Below are 13,482 nucleotides of genomic sequence, written 5' to 3'. Positions count from 1 at the left end.
CACATGGCAAAAACGTCGCGCCTGCATCTCATGCCTTCAGAAAGGCGAGCCGCTCATCGACGCGGGCCGGGGCAATTTCCAGAATATCGGCGCTGACGACGCCTTCGGCTACAAAAGGATCCTGCTGAATCCGGGTTTCAAGTTCGGAGCGTGAGGTGTTGTGCGCGACGACCGCTCCACCTGCGCTCGGCTGAAGGCCGCCGGCGAGAAGAAAAATTCCGTCGTCGAAGCCGCGTTTGAGCCAGGCATTGTGCGCCTCCATCAGAACGGGCGCTTTCGCCTTGCCATCAGAAAACTTCAGTGTGATGAAAAACATGCAAGGGCTCCTTTAGGAAAGCTGTCGGGAAAGAGTTTCGGGAAAAACGGGTATTCCGGGCCGCTGCGCCGCCAGCCATCCGCGCATGTTTTCCACCTCGTTTCGAACAAAGATTTCGTCGCGGTAGGCGGCTGCGAGCGTCGCAACGCCCTGGCTTCGCATCAGAATGTGCATGGCAAGCGCATCGGCCTCATTCTCGCGGCCGAACGCAATGAACTGACGTGAGAGCCAATGGCGAAAGAGATCGAAAAGCTCGGTTGCCCGGCCCTTGGCAAGGTGATCCAGCTTGGCGAGTTCGTTGCAAAGCGTACCGACCGGGCAACCGTGGGCCATGATCTTGGTCCGGTTCACGACGAGGAGATCGACGAAACTGAGAATGCGCTCCTCAGGTGTTTCGCCGTTCGCCTCCCACACATTGAGCATTGACCTCGTTTTGACGAGGCGATGGGTGATCACCGCATCGAGAAGCTCGTCCTTCGTCTTGAAATGATAGTAAAAATTGCCTCGGGAGAGTCCGACTATCCCCGCAATGTCGGCAAAGGACGTTGCCTCGAAGCCTCTCTCGTAGAAAAGCCCGTCGGCGGCCTCCACTATCTGCTGTCGTGTGGCCGCGGCAACCATTCTCATCCTCCCGCTGTTTCCAAAGGCGCCAGTACAACTCGTAGGTCAATTGACCTAGAAGGTGTTAGGACAATCGACCTAGGGAAGTCAAGCGCCGAAACTGGCCTCAATGTCAGCCGCCCGCATTAAAACCGCTTGCAAATTGATATCGGTCTCTCTATGCTGAACCAGTTGCCTATTGAAAGCAGTTCGTGCCGCGAAGGAGGATAAAATGCGGAAGCTTGTCGTCTGGAATCTGATGACGCTCGATGGCTATTTCGAGGGAGCTAAGCCGTGGGATATCGACTTCCACAATCTCGCCTGGGGGCCGGAGCTCAAGCGCTATGCCGAGCAGTTCGGCGAGGAAGGCGATCTCCTGGTCTTCGGCCGCAAGACCTATGAGGGCATGGCCGCCTATTGGCCAACCGCCGAGGACGACGACAAGATCAAGGCCTATATGAATGGCATTGCCAAGATCGCCGTCTCTCGAACGATGACCGAGCCCGGCTGGAACAATGCCCGTATCGTCAGCGATCCTATCCCCGAACTGACCAGGCTGAAGCAGGAGGACGGCAAGACAATCTTCATCTTCGGTAGCGCCGCGCTCGCCGACAGTCTGCTGAAGGCCGGTCTTATCGATGAGATCAGGATATGTGTGGTGCCGGTCATTCTCGGTGGCGGCAATCCGCTCTTCAAACCAGGACAGGATCAGGTGCCGCTGAAATTGCTCGAATCGTCGACTACGGCAAGCGGCGCGTTGATCCTGCGCTACGAGCCGGTCAAGGCGTAGGCAAGGGTTGCCTGGAGAAGTTCGTATTCGACTAAAAACCGCTCCTTAACATTTACGAGTTAGTAATCTCTCGGAAGCGAGAGGTTTTGTCATGCGTACTCGTATCATTCTGACCGCCCTGGGTCTCGCGCTGCTTGCCGGCTGCGCGACTGCGCCCAGGCAGACGAGGAACATCTGCGCCGTCTTCGACCAGCGTGAAGGTCTTTTCTCCAGCTGGCAGAGGGCAGCGGAGCGGACGGAGAAGAAGTACGGCGTGCCCGTACCGATCCTGATGGCAACGATGTACACAGAATCCGGCTTCCAGCCTTATGCGCGGCCACCGCGCACCAAGCTCTTCGGCTTCATTCCCTGGACCCGGCCGTCGACCGCCTACGGCTATTCGCAAGCGCTCGACGGGACATGGGATCACTACCAGTCGCAGACGGGGAACTGGGCGGCGCGGCGGACGAATTTCACCGACGCAATCGATTTCATCGGCTGGTATCATTACCAGAACAGCGCCGAGACCGGCATTCCGCTCAACGATGCCTATAACCTCTATCTCGCCTATTATTCCGGTCCGACCGGATATAAGCGCGGCGACTGGCGCTCGAACGGCCAATTGCAGCAGACGGCGCAGAAGTTTGCGCGGATGGCGGCGACGTATCAGCAGCAGTTGCGGGGGTGCGATTGAATTGAAAAGCGCGCCATCGGCACGCTTGATTCAGGACAGGCATTACCCCCGCAAATTCCCGTACCGGACCGAATAGATCCGGTCCCGCCCCAGCAGATGCGCCACCAACGACGGTTTGTCGAATAGGCCCCTCATCGCCTGATGGCCAAGGTCGAGACCGCCGCTCATCACCCCGAATGCCGGCATGAGGAGCCGGGCGCCGTCGGTGGCGAAACAGGGGCGGCGGATGGATCTTTCGCGCCGGCGCACCGTCGCCGAAGGATGGAGATGGCCGGCGATTTCGCCGCTCTGCAAGCCATTCCTGGGCTCGTGGCGGAAGGTCAGGCCGGCATAATGCATCTCGTCGACCGAGGCGCCCGGCAGATCGACAACACCATCTGGATCGTGATTCCCATTGACCCAGATCCATTCGCGGCCGCGCGACATCGTCACGATCAATGCGCGGAAATTTTCCGGCAGATGCGCGGAACCGACGCGATCGTGGAAATTATCGCCGAGCGAGACGACGAGCTTGGGATTATAGCGGGAAATGACGGCGGCGAGCACGGTCAGCGTCGCCAGCGTATCATAGGGCGGCAGCATCATGCCGCGGCGAGCGAAGGCTGCCCCTTTTTCGAGATGCAGATCCGAGACGACGAGCAGGCCGGTATCCGGCAGATAGAGTGCGCCGAGCGGATCGCAGACGGCAGCAACGCCGTGGACCGACGTCTCGACGGCCGCTGTCGCGGCCAGTCCCGATGTGTCGCGCGCCAGCGCCAGGCGGTTCATCACTTCCCAATCCTCGTCAGGCCAATTCGGTCAGGCCCCATATTACGCCAAGGCCTCGGCGATCAGATCGTCCGCCGCCTCGGCCAAAAGCGCGTCATGGGCCTCGCCAGGTACGGCCTCTCGTCCGATCTCCAGCATCACCGGCACGGCGAGCGGGGAAATATGGTCGAGAGGGCGATGGGTGATGTGGCCCCTGATTCGCATCAGCATATCGCCAAGACGGCTTATATCCAAAAGCCCCGTCGCCGCATCCTGGCGCGTCGCCTGCAGCAGGATGTGATCCGGCTCATGGCTGCGCAGCACATCATAGATCAGGTCGGCCGAGACGGTGATCTGGCGGCCGCTCTTCTCCTTGCCCGGATGGCGACGCTCGATCAAGCCTGCAATCACGGCGCAATTGCGGAAGGTGCGCTTCAACAGGAAGGATTCGTCAAGCCAGGCTTCGAGGTCGTCGCCGAGCATGTCTTCGTCGAAGAGGTCGGAGAGGCTGAGGCGACCATTGGCGATCATCAGCCCCATATCCTCGAGGCCCCAGACGGCGAGCGAATAGTCGGTGGCGACGAAGCCAAGCGGCTTGGCACCGGCCCGCTCCAGCCGGCGGGTCAGCAGCATGCCGAGCGTCTGGTGGGCGAGACGCCCTTCGAAGGGATAGGCGACCATATAGCCGCGGCTGCCGCGAGGAAACGTTTCGATCAGGAACTCGTCACGCTTCGGCAGCATCGACTTGTCGTTCTGCAGCGACAGCCAGTCGCGCACCTGATCCGGCAGATGGCACCAGCGGTCGGGATCGGCAATTATCGCCCGCACTTGCTCGGCAAGATAGGTCGACAGCGGAAACTTGCCGCCATTGTAGGACGGGATCTTCGGATCGAGCGAAAAGGCCTGCGAAGCCAGGCATTCATTTTCCCGAATGCCTTCGAAGCGCAACACCTTGCCGGAGAAGACGAAAGTATCGCCCGGCGACAATTGTTCGAGGAAATATTCCTCGACCTTCCCCAGCGTGGCGCCGCCACGGCCGATCCGTCCACCCTCGCCGCGCTTGACCATGCGGATGTTCAGCATCGGGCTTTCGACGATGGTGCCGAGGTTGAGGCGGTATTGCTGGGCGACGGCAGGATTGGAGACGCGCCAGCGGCCCTCCTTGGTCTTTCGGATGCGGGCGTAACGCTCGTAGGTCCGGAGCGCATAGCCGCCGGTCGCGACGAAATCGACGACACGCTCGAAGGTCTCCCAGCTGAGATCGGCATAGGGCGAGGCGCTGGTGATTTCATCATAGAGTTCCAGCATGTCGAAGGGTTCGGCGCAGGCCATGCCGAGCACGTGCTGGGCGAGCACGTCGAGCGCGCCGCGGCCGACGGGCGGCGTGTCCTGGGCGCCGATATAATTGGCGTCAAGCGCTGCCCGACACTCCATCACCTCGAAGCGGTTGGCCGGCACGAGGATTGCCTTCGAAGGCTCGTCCATGCGGTGATTGGCGCGGCCGATGCGCTGGGCAAGACGCGAGGCCCCCTTCGGCGCGCCGACATGGATGACGAGATCGACATCGCCCCAGTCGATGCCGAGATCGAGCGTGGAGGTGGCGACGACGGCACGCAGCCGGTTTTCAGCCATGGCTGCCTCAACCTTGCGGCGCTGGGCGACATCGAGGGAGCCGTGGTGGAGCGCGATCGGCAGATTGTCGTCATTGATCGTCCAGAGTTCCTGGAACAACATCTCCGCTTGGCTGCGGGTATTGACGAAAAGCAGCGTCGTCTTGTGATCAAGAAGTTGGCGGTAGACGTCGGGGATGGCATATTTGGCGGAATGGCCGGCCCAAGGAATGCGCTCCTCGGTCGGCAGGATCGAAATATCGGGTTTGGCGCCGCCTTCCACGACGACAAGCCCCGCATGATGCTCCCTCCCCTCCTCCTGGGCGACCAGCCATTTCTGCAGGTCCATCGGCTCAGCGACGGTCGCCGACAGACCGATGGTCTTGAGATGGGGAGCAAGGCGGCGCAGACGGGCAAGGCCGAGCGAAAGCATGTGGCCGCGCTTGGAAGTGACGAGCGAATGCAGCTCGTCGAGGACGACATATTTCAGGTCCTTGAAGAAGCGCTCTGCCTCCCTGTTCGCCAGAAGCAAGGCGACCTGCTCCGGCGTTGTCAGCAGAATATCCGGCGGGTTGAGCTTCTGGCGCTGGCGCTTGGCGTTCGGCGTATCGCCGGTGCGGTTTTCTATCGTGACGGGCAGGCCCATTTCCAGAACGGGCTTCATCAGGTTGCGCTCGATATCGATCGCCAGCGCCTTCAGCGGCGAGACATAGAGCGTATGGATGCCGGTGAAGGCGGAGCCGGGCGGGATCCTGCCGCGGCGGGTGAGATCGGTGAGCGAGGGCAGGAAACCGGCAAGCGTCTTGCCGGCGCCGGTCGGCGCGATCAGCAGCGTGCTTTGGCCGGCCTCGGCGCGCGCGAGCAGCTCCAGCTGATGGGCGCGCGGGCGCCAGCCCTTTTCCGCAAACCAGCGGGTAAAGGCGGCAGGAAGCAAGGCGTCGGAATCGATCTGGTCCACGCCCTGAAGGTAGTGAAAAGCGGGCGAAAAAGAAGAGCAGGGCCGCCGCTCACATCGCGATATAGCGGTCCTTGCGGTGATTGATGGCGAGCGTCAGGTTGAGCACGACGGCGCCAAGCACCGAACATGCGATGATGAAGGGGCTGGCGACGAAGAAGGAGAGCGCCAGCACGATGGCGTCGAAACCGAGCTGGACGAGGCCGGCCCGCCAGCCGAAGCGATCCTCGATATAGAGGGCGAGAATGCCGATACCGCCTAGACTGGCGCGGTGGCGGAAAAGCGCCAGCATGCCGGCGGCGATGACCAGGCCTCCGAATAGCGCACCGGCAACCGGGTGGACCTGCGTCACGCCGATGAAGTCAGGCACGAATTCGGACAGGAGCGAGGTCAGCCCGATCGCAAGGAAGGTCTTGATGGTGAAGGCTGGGCCTAAACGGCGGAAGGCAAGATAATAGAAGGGCAGGTTTACGGCAAAGAAGCAGAGCCCGAAACTGATCCCGGTCGCGTAATGCGCAAGGAAGGCAAGGCCCGCAGTGCCGCCGGCAAGCATTCCGGCGCCGGACAGCAGCGAGACGCCGAGGACGGCCAGCATGCTGCCGGCGACGATACCCTGCGCGTCGTCCAACAGCGAGTGGCGTTCTGCGCTGGAGTTCAGAAGGCCTGCGGAGGCGTTGGATGCCATGAAATTCCCCTATCTGCTTTTGCCGTTTTCTAGCCGGCGCAGGGATAAACACAAGGGCCAGCGAGACGCCGGTTGACAATGCACATAATCATGGATATTTTTTATCCACGAATTGAGGAGGCAGTTTGGGATGAAAATGAGCGATGGAGTCGAGCAGGCCATTCACAGCGTGGCCATGCTCTCCGGCCTTTCCGAAGGCGGCGTGCTTTCCGCCGCCGCGCTGGCGGAATTCCATGGCGTGTCGACAAGTTACCTTTTGAAACATCTGCAGGCACTCTCGGGCGCCGGCATTCTCGATACCGTGCCGGGGCCGAAGGGCGGCTATCGCCTGGCGAAGGCGCCGAAAGACATTTCGCTGCTCGACATACTGCTTGCCGTGGAGGGATCGGCGCCAGCCTTCCGCTGCGCCGAAATCCGCCAGCGCGGACCAAACCCGGTCTCCGACCGCTTCTTTGCCAAGCCCTGCAACATCAGCGCGGCGATGCTGCGGGCCGAACGGGTCTACCGGGCCGAACTCGCCAAGACCAGCATTGCCGACATCGGTATCGAACTCGCCGCCCTCGACGACGGATCGATCGCAGCCCGAGGCTGCGCCTTCCTTCAAATCCATGAACGCAAGACGGCTCGTTGAGCCACAACACAGGAGAAAGACATGCAACCCCGTTTCAACTTCGCCAAAGCCGCTCCCGATGCCTACAAGGCAGTCGCCGCGCTCGAGCAATATGTCCAGTCTTCCGGGCTGGAGCGCCGCTTCATTCACCTGATCAAGCTGCGCGCCTCGCAGATCAACGGCTGCGCCTATTGCGTCGACATGCATGTGAAGGAGGCCCGCCACGACGGGCTCAGCGATCAATGGATCAATCTGATGTGCGTCTGGCGGGAGTCGCCGATCTATGACGCGCGCGAAAGGGCGCTGCTCGGCTGGGTCGACGCCGTGACCAATATCGCCAAGACAGGCGCGCCGGATGCCGATTACGAGGCGCTGAATGCCCATTTCTCCGAGGAGGAGATGACAAAAATTACCGTGGCGATCGGCGCGATCAATATCTGGAACCGGCTTGCCGTCGGCTTCCGCTCGCAGCACCCCATCGATCAAGTGACGAAAGCCGCGTAATCGCTATTGACGGGAACCGACCCGAAAATCTCGGGTCGGTCGAATATCAGGTCAATCGTGATCCGCAGCGGCCCGGGCGGCAATGGCGTCAGACCCATTGTCCGAGAGGTCGATGCTGTTGAATATGTCGCGGACGACCTTGGTAATTTCCTCTGCGGAAGCGCCCTTGGCGTATTCTTCCTGCATGCGGCGTCTTACGAGTTTTTCCAAATCTGACATAGTTCACCTCATCAAATCCGGCGCAGGAGGAGTGTTGCGCCGGAGCCGATCACAGGCAAGTTACGTTTTGTTTAGAATGGCTTACCGATTTGTAAGGTTCGATCGTTGCTCGCAATGTCGATTGGAGCAAAGTCCTCTTTCCCCGTAAGACGAGCAGGGGACGCGCCAAACGCGGCGTCGCAGGCCCACGGAGAGAGCGGGTCACCTACAGCGCGATGTAGCGGTCGGCGCGGTGATTGATGGCAACGAAGAGGTTGAGGACGACGGCGCCGAGAACCGAATAGAAGACGACCGGCGGCGTGGTGACGAAGAAGGCGGCGGCGAGCACGCACATGTCAATGGCGAGCTGGACGAGGCCGGCGCGGACGCCGAAACGCTCCTGCAGATAAATGCCGAGAATGCCGACACCGCCGAGGCTGGCGCGGTGACGATAGAGCGCCAGCAGGCCGAAGCCGAGCAGCAGGCCGCCGAGAAGAGCCGCCCAGGCAGGATGGATGCTCGAAATCGAAAAGAAGCGCGATTGCACGTCTGATAGCACCGCGGTCAGGCCGATGGCGACGAAGGTCTTGAGGGTGAAGACCATGCCGAGGCGCTTCCAGGAGAGATAGAAGAACGGCAGGTTGAGCAGGAAAAAGGCGAGGCCGAAATTGACGCCGAAGGCATAGTGCAGGAGGAAGGCGACGCCGGCGGTGCTGCCGGTGAGAAGGCCTGCACTGGCAAGCACATAGAGGCCGAGAGCGGCAATGAGGCTGCCGGAGAAGATACCCTGCACATCTTCGATCGGCGTATGGCGCGTCGCGCTGGTATTCCAGACGCCAAGGGCATTGATGAGCTGTGTCATATCGCCAGACTCCACGGCAGACGAGTTCGCGGACGCCCCCCAAAAAATCCTGAGGCGGTGAGGTTTTCCGATGTGAAAAGAGCCGGAGAGCGCGGCCTATATTGCCCCGCTCTTTACGGATATCAGAGCAATATCAGGCTTCTGGCCTTGCGATCAAGCACAATAGGTAAGCAATATTGACCTATTTGAAAATAGCAAGAATTGTTCGCTCACGCAGTCTTGCGCGTAAGGAACAGAATGCCGGAAACCGGTTTTCCGCCATCTTTGCGAATGACCGTCTTGACGATCTTGAGGATTTCGAAGCCGTGGCAGGAAAGCAGCTGCGTCACATAGGCTTCCGAATGGGCATACCGCAGCGACGGGGCGAGATGGAAAGCCTCTCCATCGCCCGCATCCTCGACGGAAAAGGCGAAATCTGCACCGGCGGCGGCGAGTTCACCGACGATCGAAAACACGCTCTCGAGATTGCCGAGGTACATCAGCACGTCGGCTGCGGTCACGAGGTCGGCGCGCCGGTACGCCGCAGCGTCAAACAGGCCGGAGCGATCGGGCGCAAGCGACAGATCGGCCTGGGCGAGGTGATCATAGACCCGTTTCTCGGAAGCCTTTGCCAGCATGTTCTGCGACAGATCGAAGCCTTCAAGACGGCCGGCGAGAGCACGGATCTCGGGGCCAAGCAGGCCGGTGCCGCAACCGAGATCGACGGCACATTCGTAACGCCTGTCGGTGGAAGCGACGAGGGCTGCAAGCTTCTGCGGGACACTATAATCGAGTTTGTCGACGAGGGCGGTTTCGAAACGGTGGGCATAGTCGTCGAACAGGCGCTCGACATAGCGGCTCGGCGGCCGGTCGGGGATCGCAGCGTCGCCGAGAAGGGCAAGCTTGAGGGTGGCGCCGAATATATCCTCGGAATCGAGGGTGAGCGTCCGGCGATAGGCCTCGATCGCGGCTTCCCCCCTTCCCGCCTTTTCCAGATAGGTGGCGAGCCGATACCAGCCGGCGGCCCAGGCGGGCGCGAGTTCGAGCGCCTGTTCCATCAGTTCCGCCGCCGCCTCCGGCTCTCCGCCTTCTTCGAGCATCCGGGCATAATCTGCGCGGCGGTCGGCGATGACATCGCCTGAGGAAAGCTGGTGGGACTGCATGGCGGACCTATCGTTTCGCTGCATTTGGCGGCGGCCACAAAAAAACTCAAGTCCTATTTCACAGGCGAAGCGGCCAATCCCGGAAAGGGCTTGCGGGCGGCGCACCGCGACCTTATTCCAAGGGCAAACAGGAGATGGCGCATGTCCGATCAGGTGAACAGGTTCCTTGGCGATTCGCTCGGCCGCACATTGATTAAACTCGTCGTGGTGTCGCTGATTGTCGGTTTCGTGATGACCGTATTCGGCCTGACGCCATGGAACATCATCTATGGGTTCCGCGACTTCATCCTGGAACTCTGGTACCGCGGCTTCGCCGCACTCGGGCGGGTCGGCGACTATCTTCTCCTTGGGGCGACGATCGTCATCCCGCTCTTCGTCATCCTTCGCCTTTTCAGCTATCGCCGGTAACATGACACCCATCGATTTTTCCAGACGCAGCTTGCTGCGCTTCTCCGGACTTGCGCTCGCCGCCGGCATCGCCGGCTGCAGCACGACCCCGCGTCTTTCCGGCACGCCTTCGAACGGCGAGGACGAGACGACGAGCGTTCTGCCGCTCGTCAACCAGCTGAGGGCGAAGAACGGCCTGCCGCCGCTAGAGGCCGATCCGGCGGCGCAGACGGCCGCTCTCTTCCAGGCCAAACGCATGGCCAGCGCCGGCAAGATGGCGCATCTGATCGGCATCACCGACAGTTTCGGCGCACGTGTCAAGGCAAGCGGCGTCAGGCTGCCAGCGGCGGAAAATATCGCGTCCGGCCAGCAGAGCGTCGATGCCGTGGTGACCGCCTGGATCAATTCGCCGCATCACCTGGAAAACATGCTCGGCCGTTATGGCGGCCTCGGCGTCGCCGTCGCCCATAATACGTCTTCCAGGAACCTGCCCTATTGGGCCATGGTGCTTTCCAGCCGAGGCGATTCTGCCTCAATATGAGGCCGGTATGGATACGCGCAGCAAGCACAACGCACTCGCTTTCGATGTGACGCACCGGCTGGTGCTGTCGCTTGCCATTCCGATGACGCTCGGCTTCCTGACGACGCCCATGCTCGGGCTGACGAACACTGCCGTCGTCGGCCATATGGGCGATGCGGAAGCGCTGGCGGGGCTGGCGATCGGCGCCATGCTCTTCGATCTCATCCTCGGCAGTTTCAATTTCCTGCGCGCCTCGACGACGGGGCTGACCGCCCAGGCCTATGGGCGGCGAGACCAGCACGAGCAGCAGGCGGTTTTCTCGAGGGCGATGATCTCCGCGCTTGCCTGCGGGCTGGCGCTCCTCTGTTTGTCGCCGCTGCTGAAGGTGGCGGGGCTGAAGCTGATGGGGGCGGAAGGAGCAATCGCCGAGGCCACCGGCACCTATTTCTCGATCCGCATCCTTGCTGCACCGGCCGCACTCGCCAACTACGCCATTCTCGGCTTCGTGCTCGGGCGCGGACAGGGCACTGCCGGGCTGCTGCTGCAGGGGCTGATCAACGGCATCAACATCCTGCTCTCCATCTATCTCGGCCTGTCGCTCGGCTGGGGCGTGGCGGGTGTCGCCTGGGGAACGATGGCCGGCGAGACGGCGGGCGCGCTTGCCGGGCTGTTCATCGTGCTCACCGGCTTTGCCAAGGCGGAGCGGCCGGCATGGCCGGAAGTGTTTTCCCGGCACCGGCTGGCGGAGCTCTTCGCACTCAACCGCGATATCCTGATCCGGACCTTCGTGCTGATCGGCGCTTTTACCATCATGACGCGGATCGGCACCAGCTTCGGGGCGGTGACACTTGCCGCCAATGCCGTGTTGATGAATTTCTTCCTTCTATCAGGCTATTATCTCGACGGGCTTGCCAATGCCGCCGAGCAGATCACCGGCCGGGCGGTCGGCGCCCGCTACCGACCGGCCTTCGATCGCGGGCTAAAGTTGACGACCTTCTGGTCCTTCGGGCTGGCGGCAATCATTTCCGCTTTCTTCTTCCTCGCCGGACCCTGGCTTATCTCGGTGCTGACCACTTCGCCGGAGGTGCGGGAGGCGGCCGAAACCTATCTGCCCTGGGCGGCGGTAACGGGGCTGACGGGGGCGCTCGCCTTCCTCATGGACGGCGTCTTCATCGGCGCGACCTGGTCGGCCGACATGCGCAACCGGATGCTGATGTCCTTTGCCGGTTATCTCTTAATGCTCGCCATCTTCGTGCCGCTCTTCGGCAATCACGGCCTGTGGCTCGGCATGAACGCCTTCCTGCTCTTCCGCGGCTTCTTCCTCGCAATGCTGGTCAGACCGCGGGCCGATCAGATCTTCCGCACCGCCCAGTAGTCCATCCTGCTGTCGCGCAGCTCGCGGATCGAACCGACTTTCTCGCGGTCCATCAGCGCCGACAGGCCGCGAACGATATCGCCGGGCAGGCCGGGGCCTTCATAGACCATGCAGGAATAGAGCTGCACGAGATCGGCGCCCGCCCGGATCTTCTCCAGCGCGGTTTCGGCCGAGGAGACGCCGCCGACGCCGATGATAGGCAAAGCCGGGCCGACACGCTTGCGCATCCTGGCGAGCACCGCCGTCGATTTTTCGAAAAGCGGCACGCCGGAGAGGCCGCCCGCCTCCTTGGCCTGGCGCTGATCCCTGAGGCCCTCGCGCGACAGCGTCGTGTTGGAGACGATCAATCCATCCAACGCATGCGAAAGCGCTTCCGCGGCGATGTCGTCCATGCCTTCCTCGGTCAGGTCGGGGGCAATCTTCAAAAAAACGGGGATTTTCCGGCCGGATGTTTCGGCCATCTCGTCACGCGCCGCAAGCACGGCCGAAAGCAGCGCCGCGAGGCTTTCGCGCGCCTGCAGGTCGCGCAGGCCGGGCGTGTTCGGCGAGGAGATGTTGGCGGTGAAATAGCGCGCAACGGAATAGAAGCGGCGGATCCCGGCGACATAATCGGCAATGCGGTCGTCGCTGTCCTTGTTGGCGCCGATATTGACGCCGACGATGCCGCCGCTCTTCAGCGCGGCGAGGCGCCGATAAGCAGCGTCATGGCCTTCATTGTTGAAGCCGAGGCGGTTGATGACTCCTTCATCCTCGACCAGTCGGAAGATGCGCGGGCGCGGGTTGCCGGGTTGCGGCTTCGGCGTCACCGTGCCGATCTCGGTAAAGCCGAAGCCGAGCTTCAGCAGCGCCTCCGGCACCTCGGCATTCTTGTCGTAGCCCGCCGCCATTCCGAGCGGATTTTCGAAGGAGAGACCGGCGACGGTCTGGCGAAGGCGCGGATCGGGAGTCATCCGGCAGGCAGGCACGAGGCCTGATTTCAGCGCGGCGAGCGACATGCCGTGCGCGGTTTCCGGATCGAACAGGAAGAGACCTTTACGGGCGACGCGCTTGAAAGGATCGATCATGGCTGCAGCTCCGGGAAAATATGAACGCCCTTCTCATCGAGCGGCAGCGCCGCGTCCCAGAGCACGGCCGCAAGCGGCAGATCGGCGTAGAGATGAGGGAAGAGATCGCCGCCACGGGAGGGCTCGAACAGGAGCTTGTCACCGAAGCCGCTGCCGTCGACGGCGACCAGCACGAGGCCGGGCTGGCCGGCAAAATGAAGGGCGGCTGTCTGTTTCACCTGGTCCGCTGTCGAGAAATGAATGAATCCGTCCTTGAGATCGATGCCGGCGCCATGAAAAATGCCGCTTTGTCTGGCTTGCTGCCAGAGGGTCTCCGTCACGATCTTGTAAAGGGTCGGTGTCACGGTCATCATGGCCTCGCGATTGCTGATCCATTGGGTCATGAGCGCTTTGCCGGAAAGAGGCGGCGATGTCCACGCCCTGGCACTCAAAAAGCGGGACCAG

The 13,482-nt window shown here is 61.7% G+C and carries 17 protein-coding genes; 7 read left to right on the top strand and 10 right to left on the bottom strand.

The window, feature by feature from the left end; genetic code table 11:
* Positions 1–28 precede the first annotated feature (28 nt).
* Both J2J98_RS02670 and J2J98_RS02665 read right to left on the bottom strand, forming a co-directional pair.
* Complete coding sequence (locus J2J98_RS02670; protein ID WP_138395437.1) at positions 29–316, bottom strand: YciI family protein; 288 nt, start codon at positions 314–316, stop codon at positions 29–31.
* A 12-nt stretch (positions 317–328) separates the two neighbouring features.
* On the bottom strand, positions 329–937 hold the full coding sequence (locus J2J98_RS02665) for a TetR/AcrR family transcriptional regulator (RefSeq protein ID WP_138395436.1): 609 nt from the start codon (positions 935–937) through the stop codon (positions 329–331).
* A 211-nt stretch (positions 938–1,148) separates the two neighbouring features.
* Between J2J98_RS02665 and J2J98_RS02660 the strand changes: the two genes are divergently transcribed.
* Both J2J98_RS02660 and J2J98_RS02655 read left to right on the top strand, forming a co-directional pair.
* Positions 1,149–1,706 (top strand): dihydrofolate reductase family protein, encoded by a 558-nt coding sequence (locus J2J98_RS02660; RefSeq protein WP_138395435.1) that lies wholly within the window; start codon positions 1,149–1,151, stop codon positions 1,704–1,706.
* Between the two features lie 91 nt (positions 1,707–1,797).
* Positions 1,798–2,379: a transglycosylase SLT domain-containing protein gene (locus J2J98_RS02655; RefSeq protein ID WP_138395434.1), complete on the top strand. Its 582-nt coding sequence runs from the start codon at positions 1,798–1,800 to the stop codon at positions 2,377–2,379.
* Positions 2,380–2,421: 42 nt separating this feature from the next.
* On the opposite strand, the gene pdeM is transcribed toward J2J98_RS02655, so the two are convergent.
* Genes pdeM through J2J98_RS02640 form a run of 3 tightly spaced genes read right to left on the bottom strand, consistent with a single transcriptional unit; the run spans position 2,422 to position 6,376 of the window.
* Positions 2,422–3,147 (bottom strand): ligase-associated DNA damage response endonuclease PdeM, encoded by a 726-nt coding sequence (gene pdeM, locus J2J98_RS02650; RefSeq protein WP_207603067.1) that lies wholly within the window; start codon positions 3,145–3,147, stop codon positions 2,422–2,424.
* A gap of 42 nt (positions 3,148–3,189) precedes the next feature.
* Positions 3,190–5,694 carry a ligase-associated DNA damage response DEXH box helicase gene (locus J2J98_RS02645; protein WP_207602272.1) on the bottom strand — a complete coding sequence of 835 codons (2,505 nt, stop codon included), beginning with the start codon at positions 5,692–5,694 and terminating at the stop codon, positions 3,190–3,192.
* A gap of 49 nt (positions 5,695–5,743) precedes the next feature.
* Entirely contained in the window at positions 5,744–6,376 is a 633-nt protein-coding gene (locus J2J98_RS02640; RefSeq protein ID WP_207602271.1) for a YitT family protein, read from the bottom strand.
* 130 nt (positions 6,377–6,506) lie between these two features.
* Here J2J98_RS02640 and J2J98_RS02635 point away from each other — a divergent pair, with 130 nt between their 5' ends.
* Both J2J98_RS02635 and J2J98_RS02630 read left to right on the top strand, forming a co-directional pair.
* Complete coding sequence (locus J2J98_RS02635; protein ID WP_207602270.1) at positions 6,507–7,007, top strand: RrF2 family transcriptional regulator; 501 nt, start codon at positions 6,507–6,509, stop codon at positions 7,005–7,007.
* A 21-nt stretch (positions 7,008–7,028) separates the two neighbouring features.
* Entirely contained in the window at positions 7,029–7,490 is a 462-nt protein-coding gene (locus tag J2J98_RS02630; RefSeq protein ID WP_207602269.1) for a carboxymuconolactone decarboxylase family protein, read from the top strand.
* Between the two features lie 51 nt (positions 7,491–7,541).
* Here J2J98_RS02630 and J2J98_RS02625 read toward each other — a convergent pair whose 3' ends face one another.
* The 3 genes from J2J98_RS02625 to J2J98_RS02615 form a co-directional block, all read right to left on the bottom strand.
* On the bottom strand, positions 7,542–7,709 hold the full coding sequence (locus J2J98_RS02625) for a hypothetical protein (protein WP_156665765.1): 168 nt from the start codon (positions 7,707–7,709) through the stop codon (positions 7,542–7,544).
* Positions 7,710–7,914: 205 nt separating this feature from the next.
* Positions 7,915–8,550, bottom strand: coding sequence for a YitT family protein (locus tag J2J98_RS02620; RefSeq protein ID WP_064709763.1), 636 nt, complete (start codon positions 8,548–8,550; stop codon positions 7,915–7,917).
* A gap of 209 nt (positions 8,551–8,759) precedes the next feature.
* A complete protein-coding gene (locus J2J98_RS02615; RefSeq protein WP_207602268.1) occupies positions 8,760–9,692 on the bottom strand; it encodes a class I SAM-dependent DNA methyltransferase in 933 nt (310 codons plus the stop codon).
* 141 nt (positions 9,693–9,833) lie between these two features.
* On the opposite strand from J2J98_RS02615, the gene J2J98_RS02610 reads away from it, so the two are divergent.
* Genes J2J98_RS02610 through J2J98_RS02600 form a run of 3 tightly spaced genes read left to right on the top strand, consistent with a single transcriptional unit; the run spans position 9,834 to position 11,974 of the window.
* On the top strand, positions 9,834–10,100 hold the full coding sequence (locus J2J98_RS02610; RefSeq protein WP_064709762.1) for a DUF6460 domain-containing protein: 267 nt from the start codon (positions 9,834–9,836) through the stop codon (positions 10,098–10,100).
* Position 10,101: 1 nt separating this feature from the next.
* Positions 10,102–10,620 (top strand): CAP domain-containing protein, encoded by a 519-nt coding sequence (locus J2J98_RS02605; RefSeq protein WP_064709761.1) that lies wholly within the window; start codon positions 10,102–10,104, stop codon positions 10,618–10,620.
* 7 nt (positions 10,621–10,627) lie between these two features.
* The gene (locus J2J98_RS02600) at positions 10,628–11,974 is read left to right on the top strand and encodes an MATE family efflux transporter (RefSeq protein WP_207602267.1); all 1,347 of its coding nucleotides are present in this window, start codon (positions 10,628–10,630) and stop codon (positions 11,972–11,974) included.
* On the opposite strand, the gene J2J98_RS02595 is transcribed toward J2J98_RS02600, so the two are convergent.
* Both J2J98_RS02595 and J2J98_RS02590 read right to left on the bottom strand, forming a co-directional pair.
* Entirely contained in the window at positions 11,950–13,038 is a 1,089-nt protein-coding gene (locus tag J2J98_RS02595) for a quinone-dependent dihydroorotate dehydrogenase (protein WP_207602266.1), read from the bottom strand. The two genes, J2J98_RS02600 and J2J98_RS02595, sit on opposite strands and share 25 nt — an antisense overlap.
* Positions 13,035–13,388 carry a DUF952 domain-containing protein gene (locus J2J98_RS02590; RefSeq protein ID WP_064709930.1) on the bottom strand — a complete coding sequence of 118 codons (354 nt, stop codon included), beginning with the start codon at positions 13,386–13,388 and terminating at the stop codon, positions 13,035–13,037. The genes J2J98_RS02595 and J2J98_RS02590 overlap by 4 nt, the downstream gene beginning before the upstream one ends.
* Between the last annotated feature and the right edge of the window lie 94 nt (positions 13,389–13,482).

Source organism: Rhizobium bangladeshense (genome assembly GCF_017357245.1).
GTDB classification, from domain to species: domain Bacteria; phylum Pseudomonadota; class Alphaproteobacteria; order Rhizobiales; family Rhizobiaceae; genus Rhizobium; species Rhizobium bangladeshense.
This window is presented reverse-complemented; position numbering and strand designations above follow the sequence as displayed.

Bases quoted from the DNA above. Each gene is read 5' to 3' on its own strand.
- J2J98_RS02590 (WP_064709930.1), bottom strand. From the start codon at position 13,388: ATGACCGTGACACCGACCCTTTACAAGATCGTGACGGAGACCCTCTGG.
- J2J98_RS02595 (WP_207602266.1), bottom strand. From the start codon at position 13,038: ATGATCGATCCTTTCAAGCGCGTCGCCCGTAAAGGTCTCTTCCTGTTC.
- J2J98_RS02670 (WP_138395437.1), bottom strand. From the start codon at position 316: ATGTTTTTCATCACACTGAAGTTTTCTGATGGCAAGGCGAAAGCGCCC.
- J2J98_RS02615 (WP_207602268.1), bottom strand. From the start codon at position 9,692: ATGCAGTCCCACCAGCTTTCCTCAGGCGATGTCATCGCCGACCGCCGC.
- J2J98_RS02610 (WP_064709762.1), top strand. From the start codon at position 9,834: ATGTCCGATCAGGTGAACAGGTTCCTTGGCGATTCGCTCGGCCGCACA.
- J2J98_RS02655 (WP_138395434.1), top strand. From the start codon at position 1,798: ATGCGTACTCGTATCATTCTGACCGCCCTGGGTCTCGCGCTGCTTGCC.
- J2J98_RS02605 (WP_064709761.1), top strand. From the start codon at position 10,102: ATGACACCCATCGATTTTTCCAGACGCAGCTTGCTGCGCTTCTCCGGA.
- J2J98_RS02630 (WP_207602269.1), top strand. From the start codon at position 7,029: ATGCAACCCCGTTTCAACTTCGCCAAAGCCGCTCCCGATGCCTACAAG.
- J2J98_RS02660 (WP_138395435.1), top strand. From the start codon at position 1,149: ATGCGGAAGCTTGTCGTCTGGAATCTGATGACGCTCGATGGCTATTTC.
- J2J98_RS02625 (WP_156665765.1), bottom strand. From the start codon at position 7,709: ATGTCAGATTTGGAAAAACTCGTAAGACGCCGCATGCAGGAAGAATAC.
- J2J98_RS02640 (WP_207602271.1), bottom strand. From the start codon at position 6,376: ATGGCATCCAACGCCTCCGCAGGCCTTCTGAACTCCAGCGCAGAACGC.
- pdeM (WP_207603067.1), bottom strand. From the start codon at position 3,147: ATGAACCGCCTGGCGCTGGCGCGCGACACATCGGGACTGGCCGCGACA.
- J2J98_RS02635 (WP_207602270.1), top strand. From the start codon at position 6,507: ATGAAAATGAGCGATGGAGTCGAGCAGGCCATTCACAGCGTGGCCATG.
- J2J98_RS02620 (WP_064709763.1), bottom strand. From the start codon at position 8,550: ATGACACAGCTCATCAATGCCCTTGGCGTCTGGAATACCAGCGCGACG.
- J2J98_RS02665 (WP_138395436.1), bottom strand. From the start codon at position 937: ATGGTTGCCGCGGCCACACGACAGCAGATAGTGGAGGCCGCCGACGGG.
- J2J98_RS02600 (WP_207602267.1), top strand. From the start codon at position 10,628: ATGGATACGCGCAGCAAGCACAACGCACTCGCTTTCGATGTGACGCAC.